The organism is Dactylosporangium sp. CA-233914 (assembly GCF_050942935.1).
Classification (GTDB): Bacteria; Actinomycetota; Actinomycetes; order Mycobacteriales; family Micromonosporaceae; genus Dactylosporangium.
In genome coordinates, this window is sequence record NZ_CP192030.1 from 19009 (window position 1) to 36195 (window position 17187).

Genomic DNA, 17187 nt, shown 5'->3' on the forward strand with positions numbered 1-17187 from the left:
GGGTCACGCGTTCGGCCAATCGTGAAGCAGTTTCGCGCTCCGTCTTCACGGTCCGCAGGAGCGCGATTACTGCGGGTTGGAAACTCTGTGGGTTTGCTTTAGAGACTCTTAGTTAGTGCCTCGACCAAGTTCCGCCGCCGAGCGTCGCCGCCATCGGGCCGCCAGGTGCAGGCGACGTCGATTCCGGCCACCCGCCCGGTCGCTACGAGCTCGCCGACCGCGGCGAGCAACGCGCCGCCGGAGGGCCCGCCGCCGACCGGGAACATCAACCCCGGCAGCTCCGCCGGATCCACGACGTCCAGATCGACGTGGATCAGAAACTTACCGTCCGGGGGTCGAATTTCATTGATGTTGTACCGCATGAGCGTAGCCCCGGCCAGATACTCCTCCTCCGCGGGATCGAGATCCCTCGCATCGACGAGCACCGCACGCTCCTCGCTCACGGCGCGCAGCCCGATCCGCTCGGCGATGAGCCCGGGCCGATACCCGACGAGCAGCCGCAGCGGCATGCCCCCGATGTAGCCGGACGTGGTGGTCTCCAGCGTCTGCACGTCCCCGTGAGCATCGAACCAGACAACCCCGACGTCCTCGCCGCCCCGCTGCAGACCGGCCACCACGCCGAGCGAAACCGCGCAGTCCCCGGACAGCACGACGGGCCGCCGCCCCTGCTCGACCTCGCCCGCCACCGCGTTGGCCACCCGGTCATACAGCGACGCGAGCCGCGCCCAGATGTCCCCGTCCGGAAGCTCGACGGTCACCACGGTCTCGGGCGCGCCGGGCAGGTCGGCCTCGAGCCCGAAGAGCCGCTCGTCGAGGTGGTACGGCACAAAGATCATGGGTCACCCTACTTTCGCTTACCAGTAAACCCAGCTCAGCTGATGTGCTCGGCAGGCGTTCACGGCTCCATGCTACGAGTGGCTCCGCCGGGAACCGCCGGTTGTCCACAGACGGCCACCGGGTTACACACAAGGTTTTCCACAACCCCACAGGTGTTATCCACAGGCTTTATCCACAGCTGCAGCGGCCGGGTGTGGTCTGCGGCAAAGTCGCTTCCGCCGTCCAAATGCCCCTGACAGGATGCGAGACGGGCAGAGGAAACGGGGAGGAACAGGCAGTGGTGGGGCAATATGCGAGTTTCGTAGCGGTCGGCGACAGCTTTACCGAGGGCCTGGACGATCCGCGGCCCGACGGGAAGGGCTACCGCGGCTGGGCCGACCTCGTGGCCGGCGTGCTCGCCGCCGACCGGCCGGAGTTCCGATACGCGAACCTGGCCGTCCGCGGGCGGCTGTTCGACAACATCGTGGCCGAGCAGGTGCCGCTCGCGATCGCGATGAAGCCGGGCCTCGTCAGCTTCGCCGGGGGCGGAAACGACGCGCTGCGGCGCACGTTCGACCACGAGACGATCATCGCGCGGCTCGACAAGACGATCGAGAAGATGCGGGGGACCGGGGCGGACGTCGTGCTGTTCCGGTGGGCGGACATGTCGGGGCGGATGCCGGGCGCCAAGATGCTGCGGCCGCGGGTGGACCTGTTCAACAACGCGATCGGCGAGGTCGGGTGCAAGCACGGCGCGCACGTCGTGAGCCTCTGGGACGACCCCGAGTTCGCCAACCCGCGGCTGTGGGGGATCGACCGGCTGCACCTGTCGCCGGCCGGGCACCGGCGGGTCGCCGCCCAGGTGCTGACGCGGATCGGGGTCGAGTGCGACCCGGACTGGCTGGTCGCGCCGGCGCCGCCCGAGGAGCTGTCGTGGATGTCGCGCAAGGCGGCCGACGCCAAGTGGGCGACCCAGCACCTGGCGCCGTGGGTGAAGCGGCGGCTGACGGGCCGGTCGTCGGGCGACATGGTGACGGCGAAGCGCCCGGAACTGGCACCGCTCAGCGAAAGCTGAAACGGCGCGGGTGAGCCCGGTCGGGACGGGAACGGAAACGCACCGGGGAACGGCTCGCACCGGGGCTAGGGTCGCAGATATGGCTGTTGCTTCCGATCCAGCGCCGGAGCTCGGGGCGTACGCGCATCCGGGCCGGCTCGTCACCACCGCCTGGCTCGCCGAACACCTCGGCGACCCGGGCCTCGTCGTCGTCGAGTCCGACGAGGACGTGCTGCTCTACGGCACCGGTCACATCCCGGGAGCGGTCAAGGTCGACTGGCACACCGAGCTCAACGACCAGGTCACCCGCGACTACGTCGACAGCGAGGGCTTCGCCGCGCTCTGCGGGGCCAAGGGCATCGGCCCCGACGACACGATCGTCTTCTACGGCGACAACTTCAACTGGTGGGCGACCTACGCGCTGTGGGTCTTCTCGCTCTTCGGCCACCGCGACGTGCGCATCCTCGACGGCGGCCGGGCGAAGTGGGTGGCCGAGGGGCGCCCGATGACCAGGGACGTGGCCGCCCGGGAAGCCGAGATCTATCCGGCCGTACCCCGTGATGACGCCCGGATCCGCGCCTTCCGCGAGGACGTGTTCGAGCACATCGAGGCCGGCCGCCCGCTGGTCGACGTCCGCTCGCCGGGGGAGTACACCGGCGAACTGCTGCACATGCCGGACTATCCGCAGGAGGGCGCCCTGCGGGGCGGCCACATCCCGGGCGCGGTCAGCAAGCCGTGGAAGCAGGCGGCCCGCGACGACGGGACGTTCAAGCCGGTCGACGAGCTGCGCGGGATCTACACCGACGAGCTGGGGCTGGCGGCGGACGACGACATCGTGGCGTACTGCCGAATCGGAGAGCGCTCGTCCCACACCTGGTTCGTGCTGACCCACCTGCTCGGCTACCAGCGCGTGCGCAACTACGACGGCTCGTGGACGGAGTGGGGCAACCTGGTCCGCGTGCCCGTGGCGAAGGGGCCCGAGCCCAGATAGCGCGAAGGGGGCCCGGCGACGGGCCCCCTCCGGCTGCTACTCGTCCTCGGGTGGCAGCGAGATCAGATAGTCGACGACCTCGGAGTACCGGGCGCTCGCCATCGCCACGGTGAGGTCCGCCGCGCCGTAGTACAGGCGCAGCTCGTCACGTGTCTCGTCGTGCACGAGGCCGGTCGGAAAGACCACGTTGGGCACGTCGCCGACCCGCTCGTACTCGGTGTCGGGGCCGAGGACCCAGCTCGGGGTACGCCGGATGACCTTGGTCGGGTCGTCCAGGTCGAGCATGACCAGCCCGACGCGGTAGATCGACGTCGCGACCATCTGCTTGACGCCGTGGTACACCGCGAGCCAGCCGTGCGGCGTCTCGATCGGCGGCGGCCCCATCCCGATCCGGGTGGCGTCCCACCAGGGGCCGGAGCGCGACTGCATGACCGGCTCGGGCGTCGTCCACGAGCGCAGGTCCTCCGACTTGGACAGCCACACGTCGGCGCGGGCCGACAGGACCGACACCGGCCGGTGGAACAGCACGTATCGGCCGTCGATCTTGCGGGGCAGCAGGGATGCGTTCTTGTCCTCGGGTGGCATGACGATGCCGAGGGATTCGACCGTGATGAAGTCCTCGGTCCGGGCGAGCGCGACGCAGGGGCCGCCGGGGCCGTACGCCGTGTAGGCGATCACGTATCCGCCCAGCTCCTCGACGTAGGTGACCCGTGGGTCCTCCACGCCCCAGCAGCTGCTGGCGTCGGTCGGATCGTCGGCGATGAGCGGCTTGCCCTCGACGACCCAGCCCGTGCGCCCGTCCTTGCTGCGGGCGACGGTGAGGTGCGAGATGCCCCGGCGGTCCTCGATCCGGCAGAGCAGGACCGTGTCGCCGTTGTGCAGGCACGCGCCCGGGTTGAAGACGCTGTTGATCGGATACGGCCAGTCCCGCGCGGTGAGCACGGGGTTGGTGGCTTCCCGGTGGAAGAGCTCCGCGTCAAAGTGCATCGGAATGGTCCTCTGTGGAGCGCAGACGGGGCGGTGTGGCGGTCGCGCTGAAGCCGGCCGATGCCCGTCCGACCACGCGGCCCTTGTTGGTGGGCTTCGTGGACTTCGTGAGCGTAGTTGTCGGCAGCGAGGTCGGGACCGGGACCGTGGGCGCCACCGGATGCGGCAATGCGGCCAGGCCGGCCCTGAGCAGGCTGAAGAGCGCTTGGTAATAGGCTAGCGTGGACTCGGCGCCTTGGTTCCCATTTGGCTCAGTAGCAGACAAACCGTCCTGACAGGCACCGGTGGCGTCGACGTAGAGTCGCGCACCGGCCCGGTTGCGGCCGAGGAACCAGGCGAAGGCCCAGCCGGCCAGCCGCGCGAGGTGCGGGTCGGCGGTGTGCTGCCACGTGTCCACCAGCGCCTCGGTGATCGCGGCGGCGTCGATCGGCTGCTCGTCGCCGTCGTCGGCCACCCACACCGAGGCCGCCTCGCCGCGGTGGTGCCACTTGTTGCCCACGCAGCGCAGGGTGCCGTCGACCAGGCCGACGTGCTGGGCGTACCAGTCCAGCGCGGCGATGGCCCGCGCGGCCGCGTCGTCGTCTTCCAGCAGCGCCGCCCCGAGCAGCATCGCCTGCGGCAGGCGGGCGTTGTCGTAGGTCAGCTCCGGCTCGAACCAGCGCCAGGCCGGGTCGGCCGACGACGTCTCCACCAGGGCGTCGTCGAGCCGGGCCAGCAGCGGTGCGGCCTGCTCCACCCGGCCGGCCCGGGCCAGGCCCATCAGCGCGTACGCCGCCGAGCGCAGCCCCAGCCCCGCCAGCCCCTCGGTTCGGGGGCCGAGCTCGTCCAGCAGCGCCGCGGCCGGGCGCCGGATGTCGTCCGGCACCGCCGGGGTGCCCACGAGCACGCCGAGTGCCCAGACCGTACGGCCGACGTGGTCGCCCATGTGAGGCCAGTCCTGCCAGGTCCCGCCGTAGCTGAGCACGTTGTGCATCCCGCCGGACGGGTCGTAGGCGGCGGTGAGGAACCGTATCGACTGGCGCAGCCAGCGCGTCGCCAGGGCCGTCTGCTTCATGTCGGTGCCGACCGCCAGCAGGTCCGCGGCGACGATCGCGAGCCGGGCCACGTCGTCCACGCAGTAGCCGGAGGCCGCGTCCGGGTTCGGGCCGCGGGAGAACTGCAGGATGCCGATCTCGTCGGTGAGCCGGGTGAGGTGGTCGAGGTTGAGCGGCGGCACGGCCGCGGTCGCGTGGCCGGGGCGGGCCGTGGCGGCTTGGGCCTGGCGTACGACGTCGGCGAACAGATCCGCCTCGCGGGCCGCCACCGCCGGCCACGGCAGCCAGGCCGCGCACGCCTCGGCGACCGTCTTGGCCGCGGCGAGGGCCCGGGAGTCGCTGAGCAGGTCGATGATCTCGGCGGCGAGCGCGGCCCCATCGCCGATCGGCACCACGCGGCCGGCCCCGCCGGCGAGCATGTCCTCGGCGTAGCTGTACGACGTCGACACCGCCGGCAGGCCGGCGCCCAGCGCGAACGTGAGCGCGCCCGAGCAGATCTGCTCCGGCTGGCGGTACGGCGTGACGAACAGGGTGCTCGCGTGCAGGATCGCGGAGAGCTCGTCGAGGGCCAGGAAGGCGTCGACGAAGTGCACGTTGCGGGTGAGACCCAGCCGTGAGACCTGCGCCCGCAGCCCGTCGCGGTAGACCTCACCCTCCTGGCGCTTGATCTCGGGGTGGGTCGTGCCGGCGACAATGTACTGCACGTCGGGGTGCTTCTTGACCACCTCGGCGAGCGAGTCGATCGCGATGTCGATGCCCTTGCCCTTGCCGAGCAGGCCGAACGTGGTGAGCGTCGGCTTGCCCCGCACGGTGTCGAGCAGCTCGCGCAGCTCCGGGCGCAGCGTCGCCGGCGCCGGCGGGCGGCGCATCGCCTCGGGCGCGCCGTGTGGCACGACCACGAGCTGGTGGCCGGCGGCGATCCCGGTGCGGATGGCCACCCGGCGCGCCGTCTCGGTGAACACCGTGACCCGGGCCGCCCGGGCGCACAGGGCGCGCAGCGTGGCGGCCTGCCCCGGCGACGGGCGGGTCAGGACCGTGTGGAGCGTCAGCAGGTACGGGATGCCACAGGCGTTGAGCGCCCGGGTGAGCTCCAGCAGGTGGGAGCCGTCCGGCCCGCCGAAGATCCCGTATTCGTGCTGGATGAGCACGACCTGGACGCCGGCCTCGCGCAGGACGCGGGCCGCCGCGGAGTAGTCCTCGATGCGGTCCTGGTTGATGGTGGCGACGACCTCGTCGCCGTAGGTGAGCCCGTCACGGTCGATGGCCACGACGACTGTTTCCAGATCGTCGGTGGCGACACCCAGTGCCTCGCGCAGGTCCGCGGTGTAGGTCGCGAGACCGCATCGGCGCGGCAGATAGGTCGACACGATACCGAGTCGATAGGTCGCGGCAGGGTCTGACATGAGCACATTGTTACCCCCGGCGACCCCGAAAAACCTTCATACGGCCGGATGAGGGGCGTGGTTGGATCACACGGTACTGCAGCTCATGCCCAGAATCACCCACAGGATCCAATGGGCTTTCGTCAATCTATGCATTCGCCTGCGCGATCCGGTATTCGTAACCTACTGTTACTGTGGCCTCTGGAACCATTCCGGCAGCGGTTCACGGGCGCCGATCCATTCCGCGGGAATCCCGGCCGCCCCGACCCGGGCCCCGACGACCCCGCCCGCGATCGCGCAGACCGAGTCGACGTCGCCGCCGGCCCGCACGCAGGCCTCCATCGCCGCGGGGTAGTCGTCGAGGCGCGTCGCCGCCACCCACAGTGCGAACGGCACCGTGTCCTGGGCCAGGGCGTGGGAGCCGTTGCCGAGGTCCGCGGCGGCCTCGCGCGGGTCGGTGGCCGGGGCGATGCGCACGGCCCGGCCGAGGCCGTCGCGCACGTCCGAGGGCGGCAGATGATGCAGTACCTCCCTGAGCAGGCCGGGCCCGCCCGTTCTCGGCGCCGCGGCGGCGTGGGCGGCCGCCAGGGCCACCGCGACCGCGCCGGCCACGCCCTCCGGATGCTGGTGGGTCACCTCCGCGGAGAGCACTGCCTGCCGGGCGGCGAGGTCCGGGTCGGCGCAGAAGAAAGCGCCCAGCGGCGCGACCCGCATGGCGGCGCCGTTGCCGGCCGAGCCGCGCCCTGAGAACAGCGCGGCCGCCGCCGAGCGCCACGGCACCCCGTCGCGCAGGCTCGCCAGCAGCGAGACGGCGCCGCGACCGTAGCCGCGGTCGGCGCTGCACCGCAGCGCGAAGGCGAGCGCCAGCCGGTCCTGGTCGACCCGGCCGTCGCGCTGCAGCCCCTGCAGCAGCGAGCACGCCATCTCGGTGTCGTCGGTCCACCGCCACGGCGCCGGTGGCAGCTCGAACGCCGCGCCGTCGGGCAGCGCCGGCTTCATCTCGAACGGCGCGCCGAGCGCGTCCCCGACGGAGAGACCGGTCAGGCTGTCGGCCGCTGCTTGAAGATTCACCCGCCGAAGATAGTCGACGACCGGCCCGGACGGCGCTTGCGGATCTTCCCCGGGGAAACCGGGGCGGGAAATGTCAGACCCACGCGGTAGCGTGCCCGCGTGGACCGGACGTTCCAAGTGGACCTACGCGGCATCGTCGACCTGCTCAGCCACCACCTCTACGCGAGCCCCCGGGTCTATGTCCGGGAGCTGCTGCAGAATGCCGTCGACGCGATCACCGCGCGCCGCGCCGCCGACCCGGCGGCGCCCGCGATGATCCGCATCGAGCCGCCCGACGTCACCGGCGACGGCACCCTGCGGGTGCTCGACACCGGCGTCGGGCTCACCGAGGAGCAGGTCCATCAGTTCCTCGCCACCATCGGGCGCAGCTCCAAGCGTGACGACCTCGGCTTCGCCCGCCACGACTTCCTCGGGCAGTTCGGCATCGGCCTGCTGTCCTGCTTCCTCGTCGCCGACGAGATCCGGGTGCTGACCCGCGCCGCGGACGGCCCGGCGGTGCTCTGGCGCGGCTACGGCGACGGCCGCTACAGCGTGGAGACCGGCCCGGGTCACCATCGCGCCGAGGTGGGCACGACGGTCACGCTGGTGCCCCGCCGCGACGCCGAGGAGTGGCTGCGGCGCCCGGCCGTGGTCGAGCTCGCCGGGCTCTACGGCTCGATCCTGCCGTTCCGGGTCGAGGTCGCCGGGGTGCCGGTCAGCGGCGACGGGCTGCCGTGGCTGTCGGGGGCGGCGGGGCGGCGGGAGAGGCTCAGTGAGTACTGTCGCGAGATCTTCGGCTTCGTGCCGTTCGACGTGATCGACCTGCGGGTGCCCGCGGCCGGGCTGACGGGCGTGGCGTTCGTCCTGCCGACCCCGGCCAACCCCGCGGCCCGCGCCGGCCACCGGGTCTATCTCAAGCGGATGCTGCTCGCCGAGGGGGCCGAGGGCGTGCTGCCGCCCTGGGCGTTCTTCGCCCGCTGCGTTGTGGACACCAGCGAGCTGCGCCCGACCGCGAGCCGCGAGGCGCTTTACGAGGACTCGCTGCTGGAGGCGGTCCGCGAGGCCCTCGGCGACCAGCTGCGCGGCTGGCTCATGCAGCTGGCCGGGCGCAACCCGCGCCGGCTCGGCGAGTTCCTCGACGTGCACCACCTCGGCGTCAAGGCGCTCGCGCTGCACGACGACGAGATGCTGCGCCTGGTCGAGCGCTGGTGGCCGATGGAGACCAACACCGGGCGGATGACGCTCGCGGACTTCCGGGCCCAGCACGGCCTGGTGCGCTACGCGGCCCAGGTCGACGAGTTCCGCCAGATCGGCGCGGTCGCCGCCGCCCAGGGCCTGCCGCTGGTCAACGCCGGATACAGCTACGACACCGAGATCATCGAGCGGCTGCCGCAGGTCGAGCCGGGCGCGCTCATCGAGCGGGTCGAGCCCGGCGACCTCAGCACCGCCTTCGACGCGCTGGAGCCGGAGGTCGAGCTGGCCAAGCGCCCGTTCGTGCAGCTGGCCCAGCGGGCCCTGGACCGGCTCGGCTGCGAGGTCGTGCTGCGCGCCTACGACCCGGCGGGCGTCCCGGCGATGTATCTGACCAGCCGCTCGGCCAACTTCGCCGCGGAGCTGCGCGCCACCCGCGAGCGGGTCGACGAGGTCTGGGCCGACGTGCTCGACGCGCTCGCCCGCACCGATGAGCAGGACCGCTCCCAGCTGGTCCTCAACTACCGCAACCCGCTCGTGCGGCGGGTTACCGAGCTGCCCGACGAGGAGCTGGTCCGCCTCGCGGTCGAGGGGCTCTACGGCCAGGCCCTGCTGCTGGGCCACCATCCGCTGCGGCCGGCTGACGCCGCGCTGCTCAACGGCTCGTTCCTGGGCCTGCTCAACAAGGCGGTCGGACGTGAAGACTGAAGAAGAGCTGTGGTCGTTGCTGCGCGAGGCGCACCGGATGCCCTACGGCGGTGCCCAGATCGCGCTGGTCGAGCAGGTCATGCAGCACGCCGACGCGGGTAGCCACGACGAGCTGCGCCTGGCCTCGCGGCTGTTCGCGACGTCCGCCTACGTGCACGGCGGCGAGCCGGCCAAGTCGTTCGTGACGTTCTCGTGGTGCCGCGCGGAGTATGACGCGCATCCGGAGCGCTTCGACGAGCATGACGAGCACACGCTGCTGTGGCACTTCAAGTACATGGTCAACGGGCTGCTGAAGTTCCCGGCCGTGCCGCTCGGGCGCACCTACGACGTGCTCGACGACATGGAGCGCCGGTTCCGGGCCGGCGGGCACAGCCTGCACGCCGTGTATGCGTATCGCTACCAGGTCGCCGCCCACGTCGGCGATCCGGCGGCCGACGACTGGTATGCCAAGTGGTGCGCCGCGCCCCGGGACCGCAACTCCGACTGCGCCGGCTGCGACCCGGGCGAGAAGGTCGACCACCTGGTGACCCGCGGCCTGGACGAGGAGGCCGTGGCGATGGCCGCGCCGGTGCTCGCTGGCCGGCTGACCTGCGTCGAGCAGCCGCAGTCGATCCTGACGTCGCTGCTGGTGCCATATGCGCGCACCGGGCGGCTGAGCGAGGCGGCGGACGCGCACCGGCAGGCCTACCGGCGGCTGCGCGGCAACCTCGCCGACATGCAGAGCATCGCCGACCACATCGAGTTCTGCGCCCGCACCGGCAACGAGACCCGGGGCCTGGAGATCCTGCAGCGCCACCTGCCGTGGCTCGAGCGCTCCCCCAGCCCGCAGGCCGACATGTGGTTCTCGGCCGCGGGGGCACTCCTGCTCGGCCGGCTCGACCCGGCCCTGGCCCTCGGCGCCACCACGGCCGGCGCGCTCGCCGCCCGCCTCGCCGCGCGCGCCCGCGACTGGGCGGCCAAGTTCGACGAGCGCAACGACACGACGGCGATCTCCAGCGGCGTCGAGGCGACGCTCGCCGCCCCGCCGCTGGTCGAGTATCTGCCGCTGAGCGCCGTCGCCCGCCGCACCGAGTCCGCGACCCCGCCGGCCACCGCGGCCGCCCCGGTCCCGGCCGAGGAGCTGCCCACCGACGCGACGGAGCTGCTGGACCGGGCCTGGCAGCTCTACGACGAGCACCGCATCGACGCCGCCGCGGCCGCGTTCGGGCGCTTCGACGAGCTGCACCCGCACCCAGCACCCGAGCAGGCCGTGCGCCGCCTCGACGGCCGCGCCCGGCTGATCGCCGTCCGCGACGACGGCGGCCCGGCCGCCGAGGCCCTGTTCGTGGAGGTCGCCGCGGCCCACCGGGTCCTCGGTCAGGACCTGGCCGCCCTGGCCGCCGAGTCCCGGGCGATGCTCTCCCGCCCCGCCGACGAGGAGACGCTGGCCCAGCTGACGTCGTTGACCGAGCGGATCATCGCCCACCCCGACGCCGACCCCGACCGGCGCGCCGAGGCCCGGCTGCGCGCCGAGTCCGTCCTGCTGCGGCTGGAGCGGATCGAGGAGGCGCTGGCCGCCGTCGACGCGGCCCTCGCCGAGAAGCCGCAGCGCCCGTCGCTGCGGGCCGAGCTCATCACCCGCCGCGCCCGCGACCTGCTGATCCTGGAGCGGCACGAGGAGGTGGTGGCCGCCGCGGACGAGGCGCTGGCGGAGTACGAGGCGCTCGGCACCCCGCCGGCCGCCGGCATCACCGCACTGATCCGCGCCCACGCGCTGGGCAACCTGGAGCGCTTCGACGAGGCCATGTCCGGCTTCACCGCCGCGCTCGCCCTCGCCACCGACCGCTCCCAGCGCCTCTCCGCCCTGGTCGGCCGGGCCCGCGCCCGCCTGGCCGCCGAGCGCCCGGCCGACGCGATCGACGACCTCGTCGAGGCGGTCGCCGACCACGTGGCCCACGGCGAGGACGGCCCCGCCGCGCTGCTGCGCTACGACCTCGCCGCCGCCTACCACCATGCCGGCCAGCCCCTGGACGCGGCCGAGGCGGCGGAGAGCGCGGTCGACGCCCTGGACCGCTCGGGCGCCCAGGAGCAGGCCGACCAGACGCGATACCTGCTGTCGCAGATCTACCACGAGCTCGGCGAGATCGACCTGGCGCTCGGCCTGCTGGAGACCCTCGCGACCAACCTCGACGGCTTCGACAACCTGCCCGCCCGCGGCCGCATGCTGCAGGAGGCGGGCCAACTGCTCTACGAGGCCGACCGCGACGCCCAGGCCGCCGAACGCTTCGCCGGGGCCGCGGAGGCCTTCCGCGCTGCGGGCATCGTCCAGGCGGAGATGTTCTGCCGCCGCATGCGCGCCCTGGCCCTGCGCTGGGCCGACAACATCCCGGCCGCCCTGACCGCCCTGGCCGAGGCCGACGCCCTGGTCGGCTCGCTGGACGCCACCGCCGATGCGGGCGAGCCCTGGCTGATCTGGCAGCACGCGAAGCTGGACACGGACGCGGCGCGCATCTACATCGGCGCGGAGCGCCTGGACGAGGCCGCAGACCGCTCCGCGCGGGCCGCGGCGGCCCTGCACGAGATCGGCTCCCTGAGCGACGCGCTGGAGGCCGACTTCCTGCACGCGGAGATCCAGATGCGCGCGGGCGCCCCTGCGGCCGCGGAGGTCCGCCTCCGCTCGGTGCTGGGCGCCGCCCCGAAGGGCTCCCAGCTCGAACAGAACGCGGCCTGGATGCTCGCCGAATCCCTGGAAGCGCAGGGCCGCCCCGAGGAGGCCGAAGAGATCCGCAGCACCTATCTCTCCCAGTGAAGGCGGTGCCTGTCGCACCCGCTGGAACGGTGACGACGCCCGAGGCCGCCCGCGGGTTGCCGGCCGCCTGCTGCGAACCCACCCAGCAGGCGGCCTTTCGCGCTGGCCCCTTTCGCGTTGGCCCCTTTCGCGACGGGCCGTCGCGGCGAACGTCCGCCGCCACGAGACCCGCATGCACGACCTGTCCACCCCGGGAAGACCCGCATGCACGATCTGTGCGCCGCGACGAGACCCGCGTGGACGACCCGGCCGCCGGGACGGACGCCGCCCACGCCCGGACCTCGCGCGGCGGCTGGTGAGGCATTCGGCGCGGGCGGCGAACCGGCGATCCTGGCTGCCGGGTTGAGCTGGTGGTCCTGTCCTAGCTGCCGGGGCGAGTCGCCCAGCCCCGGTCGGCGACGGACCTCGACGCGGAGATCGAAGCCCTAGAGCTGGAGCAGCTGCTGCAGGGCGTGGATCGACGGCTCGGGGGTCGACCGGCGCCGGTCGAGGCGTCCGACGTCGGTGAGGGCATGCTTGGCCGCCCGGGAGCGGACCGCAGGCGACCGGATGGCCATGGCCTCACTGCACGAGCCGTTCGAGACGCCACCGAGCGGTCGACATCACGGCGATCCCGGGCGGCGGTCCGGCGCGGCGGTCTGGGTGGCGATTCCGGCTGGCGGTCTGGCGCGGCGATTCCGGCGGCGATTCCGGCTGGCGGCCTGGCACGGCGATTCCGGCGGCGGTCTGGCGCGGCGGTCTGGGTGGCGATTCCGGCTGGCGGTCTGGCGCAGCGACTCCGGGTGGCGATCCCGCGTCGGGATCTCGGTGCAGGGACGTTGGCGAGCGGCGCGGTGGTGGGCGCGGGTTGTTTGCCTGTGCTGTTCGTGCGTCCGCGGAGGGCCTGCGGACATCAGTGAGCGGCGTGGGCGGTGTCGTCATGCGCTGTATTCGGAACGCTACGCATCAGCGTGCGCCACCGCGACGTGTGTGTCCGGTTGGGCGGTGTCATGTGGTGCTGGAGCGGGTGGGGTTTGGTGGGGGCAATGATGGGGCGTAATGTGCTTAACGAGCGTTCAGCTGGCGGCTTGACACCAGGATAGGCTTTCTTCATGACGCTGGAACGGCAAGCTGTACGACCGCCCGCGCAGACTCGGGGTGCCGGGCCCGCTGGTCAGCAGGGTGGGCAGGTGCCGCGGCGGCGGTCGCGGCGGGAGGAGATTCTTGAGATCGCCGTCGGGCTCTTCGCCGCGCGTGGATACCACGGCGTGTCCATGGACGATATCGGGGCGGCCGCGGGCGTCACCGGGCCGGCGCTGTACCACCACTTCGCGGGCAAGGAGGCCATGCTCGCGGCGGCGCTCATCCCCGTGAGCGAGCAACTGCTTGCCGGCGGGCAGGCGCACATCGCCGAGGCCGGGGACGACCCGCGGGCCGCGCTCGCCGCGCTCGTGGACTTCCACGTCGAGTTTGCGCTGGCCAACCCGGCGGTCATCGCGCTGCACCTGCACGAGCTCGACCGGCTGCCCGAGGAGCCGCGGCGGCAGATTCGCCGGCTCCAGCGGTTGTATGTCGAGGAGTGGGTAAGCACGCTTACCGCGCTGCGCCGGGGCGAGCTCACCGACGGGGAGGCCCGCGTCCTCGCGCATGCCGCGTTCGGTCTCATGAACTCGACGCCGTTCCTCGGGGGTGAGGTCGACCGGACCCGGCGGGCAGAGCTGCTCCGGGCCGCGACCCTCTCCGCCTTGCAGGGATAACGGGAGTTATCCACAGGCCGCTCGCCCTTCTATCCACAGAGTTTTCCACAGGAGATCCGCCGCAATGATGCTGCGCTCGCTGCTTGTCGCGAACCGTGGAGAGATCGCTCGCCGAGTGATCCGGACCGGGCGTCGCCTGGGGATACGGACGGTGGCGGTCTATTCGGAGGCGGACGTTGGGCTGCCGTTCGTCGCCGAGGCGGACGAGGCGGTGCTCATCGGGCCGGCGAACCCGGCGCAGTCGTATCGCAACATCGAGGCGATCCTGGCCGCCGCGAAGTCGACCGGCGCCGAGGCGATCCACCCGGGATACGGCTTCCTGTCGGAGAATGCCGGGTTCGCGCGGGCCGTCGTGGACAACGGGCTGGCCTGGGTGGGGCCCGGCGCCGAGGCGATCGCCGCGATGGGCGACAAGATCAACGCGCGCAACCTGATGGCGGCCGCGGGAGTGCCCGTGGCGCCCGGCACGACCGATCCGGCGACGAGCGCGGACGCGGCGCTGCGGGCGGCGGAGGAGATCGGGTTCCCGGTCATGGTCAAGGCGGCGGCCGGCGGCGGGGGCATGGGCATGGCGGTCGCCGACGACGCCGAGCGGCTCCGGGCCGAATACGACAAGGTGCGCGCGTTCGCGGAGCGGATGTTCGGCGACGGCGCCGTGTTGATCGAGCGCTACTTTCCGCGCGTCAGGCACATCGAAGTACAAATTCTGGGATTGGCGGACGGGCGGGTCGTCGCGCTCGGCGAACGCGAGTGCTCCGTGCAGCGGCGCAACCAGAAGCTCGTCGAGGAGACGCCGTCGCCCGCGCTGACCGCCGCGCAGCGCGCCGAGCTGCTCGCGGCGGCCGTGCGGGCCGGCGAGGCGGTCGGCTACCGCAACGCGGGGACCGTCGAGTGCCTGTTCGACCCGGGCGCCGGCCGGTTCTACTTCCTGGAGATGAACACCCGGCTGCAGGTCGAGCACCCGGTCACCGAGGCCGTGTTCGGGATCGACCTGGTCGAGCAGCAGCTGCGGGTCGCCTCCGGGCTCGAGCCGACGTTCGACCCCGACGCGCTCGCGGTCACCGGGCACGCGATGGAGGTGCGGGTCAACGCCGAGGACCCGAAGCGGTTCCTGCCGGGGCCGGGCGCGATCACCACGTGGGTCGAGCCGGGCGGGGCGGGTGTGCGGGTCGACTCCGGATACACGGCCGGCAACACCGTGACCCCGAACTACGACTCGCTGATGGCGAAGCTGATCGTGCACGGCGCCGACCGGGCCGGCGCGCTGGCGAAACTGCGCACCGCGGTCGCCGGGTTCGAGGTCGCCGGGCCCAAGGTCAACCTGCCGTTCTTCGCCGAGCTGCTCGACAATCCCGAGTTCGTCTCCGGTGACTATGACACCGGCATCGTCGCCCGGATGCGCGAGGTGAAGAAGTGAGTTTCGTATCGATACGCGAGGTCGGGCCGCGCGACGGGCTGCAGAACGAGGACCCGGTGCCGGCCGACGCCAAGGTGCGGCTGCTCGACGCGCTGTCCGGGACCGGGGCGGGCCGGATCGAGGCGGTCTCGTTCGTGCACCCCAAGGCGATTCCGCAGATGGCCGACGCCGATGAGGTGTGGCAGCGAGCCACCAAGAACCCCTCGATTCAGTACTCCGCGCTGGTGCCCAACACCAAGGGCGCCGAGCGCGCCCTGGCCGCCGGCTTCTGCGAGATCGAGGTCGTCGTCTCCGCGTCGGACACGCACAACCGGCGCAACGTCAACCGGTCCACGGCCGAGTCGCTGGACGACATCGCCGGGCTGATCGACCTGCTGCACGGGGCCGGCGCGAGCGCCGAGGTGATCATCGCGACCAGCTTCGGCTGCCCGTTCGAGGGTGATGTCGACCCGAAGCGGGTCGCCGGGATCGTCGACCGGGTGATCGCCGACGGAGCGGACCGGGTCGCGTTCGGCGACACCACGGGGATGGGCACCCCGCGCCGGGTGGAGGAGGTCGTCGGGCTGGTCCGCGACCGGCATCCGGACGTACCGCTGCTGCTGCACTTCCACAACACCCGCGGGACGGCGCTGGCGAACGTCCTGACCGCGTTGCGCCTGGGGGTGACCGAGTTCGACGCGAGCGTCGGCGGGCTCGGCGGGTGCCCCTACGCACCGGGCGCCACCGGCAACGTGGCCACCGAGGAGGTGGTGCACATGCTGCACGACATGGGGTACGACACCGGAATCGACCTCGGGGCGCTGATCGAGGCCGCACGCCTCGCCCAGGAGATCGTGGGGCGGGAACTGCCGTCGGGAGTGCTCAAGGCGGGCCCGAGAATCCCCCTCTGAGGCTTGTGTCCGATTCGCCCGGTGTTGTGGCGTGTCCCCGGCCTCGACGGTTCGTTGCTCAGTACGGAAACAGTCACATGTGGGGTGTATGCCCGACATTGAGCCGTACTGAGAGGCGGAGATGGCCCAGTCGAGGAGCGCGCGCAACCCGCGCACGGCTTCGCTGCCGGCCGTTTCCCGCTGCGCGAAGTCCGGGCCCGGGGCCGAATCGGCATCTGCGAAGCGCCGCGGACTCGGGCTGGGTGGATATGCCGCCCGCGGCCTGATCGTCGCCAGTTTCGCCGGCGTCGCCTGGCTGCTGTCGGCCGCCGCGGCACATGCCTCCAGCGGCTCGGATGGCTTCGACCAGCAGCCGACACTGCTCTCGCCGGTGACCAGCCTGCTCATCGGCGACGGCGGAGGCGACGGCGGAGGCGACGGCGGCGCGCGGCACACCGGCATGAGCGGCGACCAGCACCGGGCTCTCAACAACCAGCGTGGTGATCTGGTTACCACCACAGTGCTCACGGTGGTGAAGGCCGCCGCACCCGTGACCGGGACCGTGCACCGGACGGTGACACTGACCAAGGCGCCGGTCCAAACCGTGGACCGCGCGGCCCGCTCGGCGGCGGCAGACGCGTCGAGCGCCAAGCACGCGAGTATCAAGAGGCCGGCAAAGGCCGGTATCAAGCGGAACCACGCGAAGCGGACGCAGGAGCCGGCCGTCCAGGCCGTGCCGGTCCGCGCAGGGTTCGCCGGCGACGCGACCGTCGCGGCGACCGGCACCGTTCGTGCCAGCGTCGACCCGGCCGTCGCCGCCCGTGCGGCCGACCGTCTCCGCGCCCTGCGGGCCGCCGAGGCGGCGCTCACCGGCGCGCACGTCAAGCCGGTCGCGGACCGGACCGAAGCGCAGGGTACGCACCACGTGCCGCTGCTGCCCCGCCCGGCGCCCGTTCCGGCGTCACCGGCGGCGGGTCTCGCCTCGGGGGCGCCGAGCACCGGCTCGGGCGTCAAGCAGGACGGGGGCGCCGCCGACCTGCCCGCCGCACCGGCCGGCGCGGAGGTGCTCACCTTCCGGCCGGAAGCGGTCGAGGACGTCGAACTGCGGCTGCTCGCAGCCGAAATGCCGACAGTCTCACCCGACTGAGGCCGTTCCGGCCAGCC

Annotated in this window: 13 protein-coding genes; 8 read left to right on the forward strand and 5 right to left on the reverse strand. The window is 72.4% G+C overall.

Annotated elements, in window-relative coordinates; all coding sequences use genetic code 11:
• Positions 1-98 precede the first annotated feature (98 nt).
• Positions 99-836, reverse strand: a complete 738-nt coding sequence (locus tag ACQPY0_RS00105) for an arginase family protein (protein WP_432982672.1) — start codon at positions 834-836, stop codon at positions 99-101.
• A gap of 227 nt (positions 837-1063) precedes the next feature.
• Here ACQPY0_RS00105 and ACQPY0_RS00110 point away from each other — a divergent pair, with 227 nt between their 5' ends.
• Together ACQPY0_RS00110 and ACQPY0_RS00115 are read left to right on the forward strand one after the other, a co-directional pair.
• Positions 1064-1891, forward strand: a complete 828-nt coding sequence (locus ACQPY0_RS00110) for an SGNH/GDSL hydrolase family protein (RefSeq protein WP_432982675.1) — start codon at positions 1064-1066, stop codon at positions 1889-1891.
• Positions 1892-1970: 79 nt separating this feature from the next.
• The gene (locus tag ACQPY0_RS00115; RefSeq protein WP_432982678.1) at positions 1971-2861 is read left to right on the forward strand and encodes a sulfurtransferase; all 891 of its coding nucleotides are present in this window, start codon (positions 1971-1973) and stop codon (positions 2859-2861) included.
• Between the two features lie 36 nt (positions 2862-2897).
• Here the strand turns inward: ACQPY0_RS00115 and ACQPY0_RS00120 are convergent, their stop codons facing one another.
• From ACQPY0_RS00120 to ACQPY0_RS00130, 3 genes are all read right to left on the reverse strand, one after another.
• The gene (locus tag ACQPY0_RS00120) at positions 2898-3848 is read right to left on the reverse strand and encodes a hypothetical protein (RefSeq protein ID WP_432982681.1); all 951 of its coding nucleotides are present in this window, start codon (positions 3846-3848) and stop codon (positions 2898-2900) included.
• Positions 3838-6285, reverse strand: a complete 2448-nt coding sequence (locus ACQPY0_RS00125; protein WP_432982684.1) for a glycosyltransferase family 4 protein — start codon at positions 6283-6285, stop codon at positions 3838-3840. Before ACQPY0_RS00125 ends, ACQPY0_RS00120 begins: the two co-directional genes overlap by 11 nt.
• 168 nt (positions 6286-6453) lie before the next feature.
• Entirely contained in the window at positions 6454-7335 is an 882-nt protein-coding gene (locus ACQPY0_RS00130; RefSeq protein WP_432982687.1) for an ADP-ribosylglycohydrolase family protein, read from the reverse strand.
• Between the two features lie 99 nt (positions 7336-7434).
• Here ACQPY0_RS00130 and ACQPY0_RS00135 point away from each other — a divergent pair, with 99 nt between their 5' ends.
• A complete protein-coding gene (locus ACQPY0_RS00135; protein ID WP_432982690.1) occupies positions 7435-9213 on the forward strand; it encodes an HSP90 family protein in 1779 nt (592 codons plus the stop codon).
• Positions 9203-12001, forward strand: a complete 2799-nt coding sequence (locus ACQPY0_RS00140) for a hypothetical protein (protein ID WP_432982693.1) — start codon at positions 9203-9205, stop codon at positions 11999-12001. The genes ACQPY0_RS00135 and ACQPY0_RS00140 overlap by 11 nt, the downstream gene beginning before the upstream one ends.
• Before the next feature lie 425 nt (positions 12002-12426).
• On the opposite strand, the gene ACQPY0_RS00145 is transcribed toward ACQPY0_RS00140, so the two are convergent.
• Positions 12427-12558, reverse strand: coding sequence for a hypothetical protein (locus ACQPY0_RS00145; RefSeq protein ID WP_432982696.1), 132 nt, complete (start codon positions 12556-12558; stop codon positions 12427-12429).
• 534 nt (positions 12559-13092) lie between these two features.
• Between ACQPY0_RS00145 and ACQPY0_RS00150 the strand changes: the two genes are divergently transcribed.
• From ACQPY0_RS00150 to ACQPY0_RS00165, 4 genes are all read left to right on the forward strand, one after another.
• Positions 13093-13737 (forward strand): TetR/AcrR family transcriptional regulator, encoded by a 645-nt coding sequence (locus tag ACQPY0_RS00150; protein WP_432982699.1) that lies wholly within the window; start codon positions 13093-13095, stop codon positions 13735-13737.
• Between the two features lie 67 nt (positions 13738-13804).
• A complete protein-coding gene (locus tag ACQPY0_RS00155; protein ID WP_432995890.1) occupies positions 13805-15154 on the forward strand; it encodes an acetyl-CoA carboxylase biotin carboxylase subunit in 1350 nt (449 codons plus the stop codon).
• A complete protein-coding gene (locus ACQPY0_RS00160) occupies positions 15151-16044 on the forward strand; it encodes a hydroxymethylglutaryl-CoA lyase (protein ID WP_432982702.1) in 894 nt (297 codons plus the stop codon). The genes ACQPY0_RS00155 and ACQPY0_RS00160 overlap by 4 nt, the downstream gene beginning before the upstream one ends.
• A 121-nt stretch (positions 16045-16165) precedes the next feature.
• Positions 16166-17170 (forward strand): hypothetical protein, encoded by a 1005-nt coding sequence (locus tag ACQPY0_RS00165; RefSeq protein WP_432982705.1) that lies wholly within the window; start codon positions 16166-16168, stop codon positions 17168-17170.
• The last annotated feature ends 17 nt before the right edge of the window (positions 17171-17187 follow it).

What these genes read in the sequence shown, in the direction of transcription:
- ACQPY0_RS00105 (WP_432982672.1), bottom strand. Translation starts at nt 836, where the DNA reads ATGATCTTTGTGCCGTACCACCTCGACGAGCGGCTCTTCGGGCTCGAG.
- ACQPY0_RS00110 (WP_432982675.1), top strand. Translation starts at nt 1,064, where the DNA reads ATGCCCCTGACAGGATGCGAGACGGGCAGAGGAAACGGGGAGGAACAG.
- ACQPY0_RS00115 (WP_432982678.1), top strand. Translation starts at nt 1,971, where the DNA reads ATGGCTGTTGCTTCCGATCCAGCGCCGGAGCTCGGGGCGTACGCGCAT.
- ACQPY0_RS00120 (WP_432982681.1), bottom strand. Translation starts at nt 3,848, where the DNA reads ATGCACTTTGACGCGGAGCTCTTCCACCGGGAAGCCACCAACCCCGTG.
- ACQPY0_RS00125 (WP_432982684.1), bottom strand. Translation starts at nt 6,285, where the DNA reads ATGTCAGACCCTGCCGCGACCTATCGACTCGGTATCGTGTCGACCTAT.
- ACQPY0_RS00145 (WP_432982696.1), bottom strand. Translation starts at nt 12,558, where the DNA reads ATGGCCATCCGGTCGCCTGCGGTCCGCTCCCGGGCGGCCAAGCATGCC.
- ACQPY0_RS00150 (WP_432982699.1), top strand. Translation starts at nt 13,093, where the DNA reads ATGACGCTGGAACGGCAAGCTGTACGACCGCCCGCGCAGACTCGGGGT.
- ACQPY0_RS00155 (WP_432995890.1), top strand. Translation starts at nt 13,805, where the DNA reads ATGCTGCGCTCGCTGCTTGTCGCGAACCGTGGAGAGATCGCTCGCCGA.
- ACQPY0_RS00165 (WP_432982705.1), top strand. Translation starts at nt 16,166, where the DNA reads ATGGCCCAGTCGAGGAGCGCGCGCAACCCGCGCACGGCTTCGCTGCCG.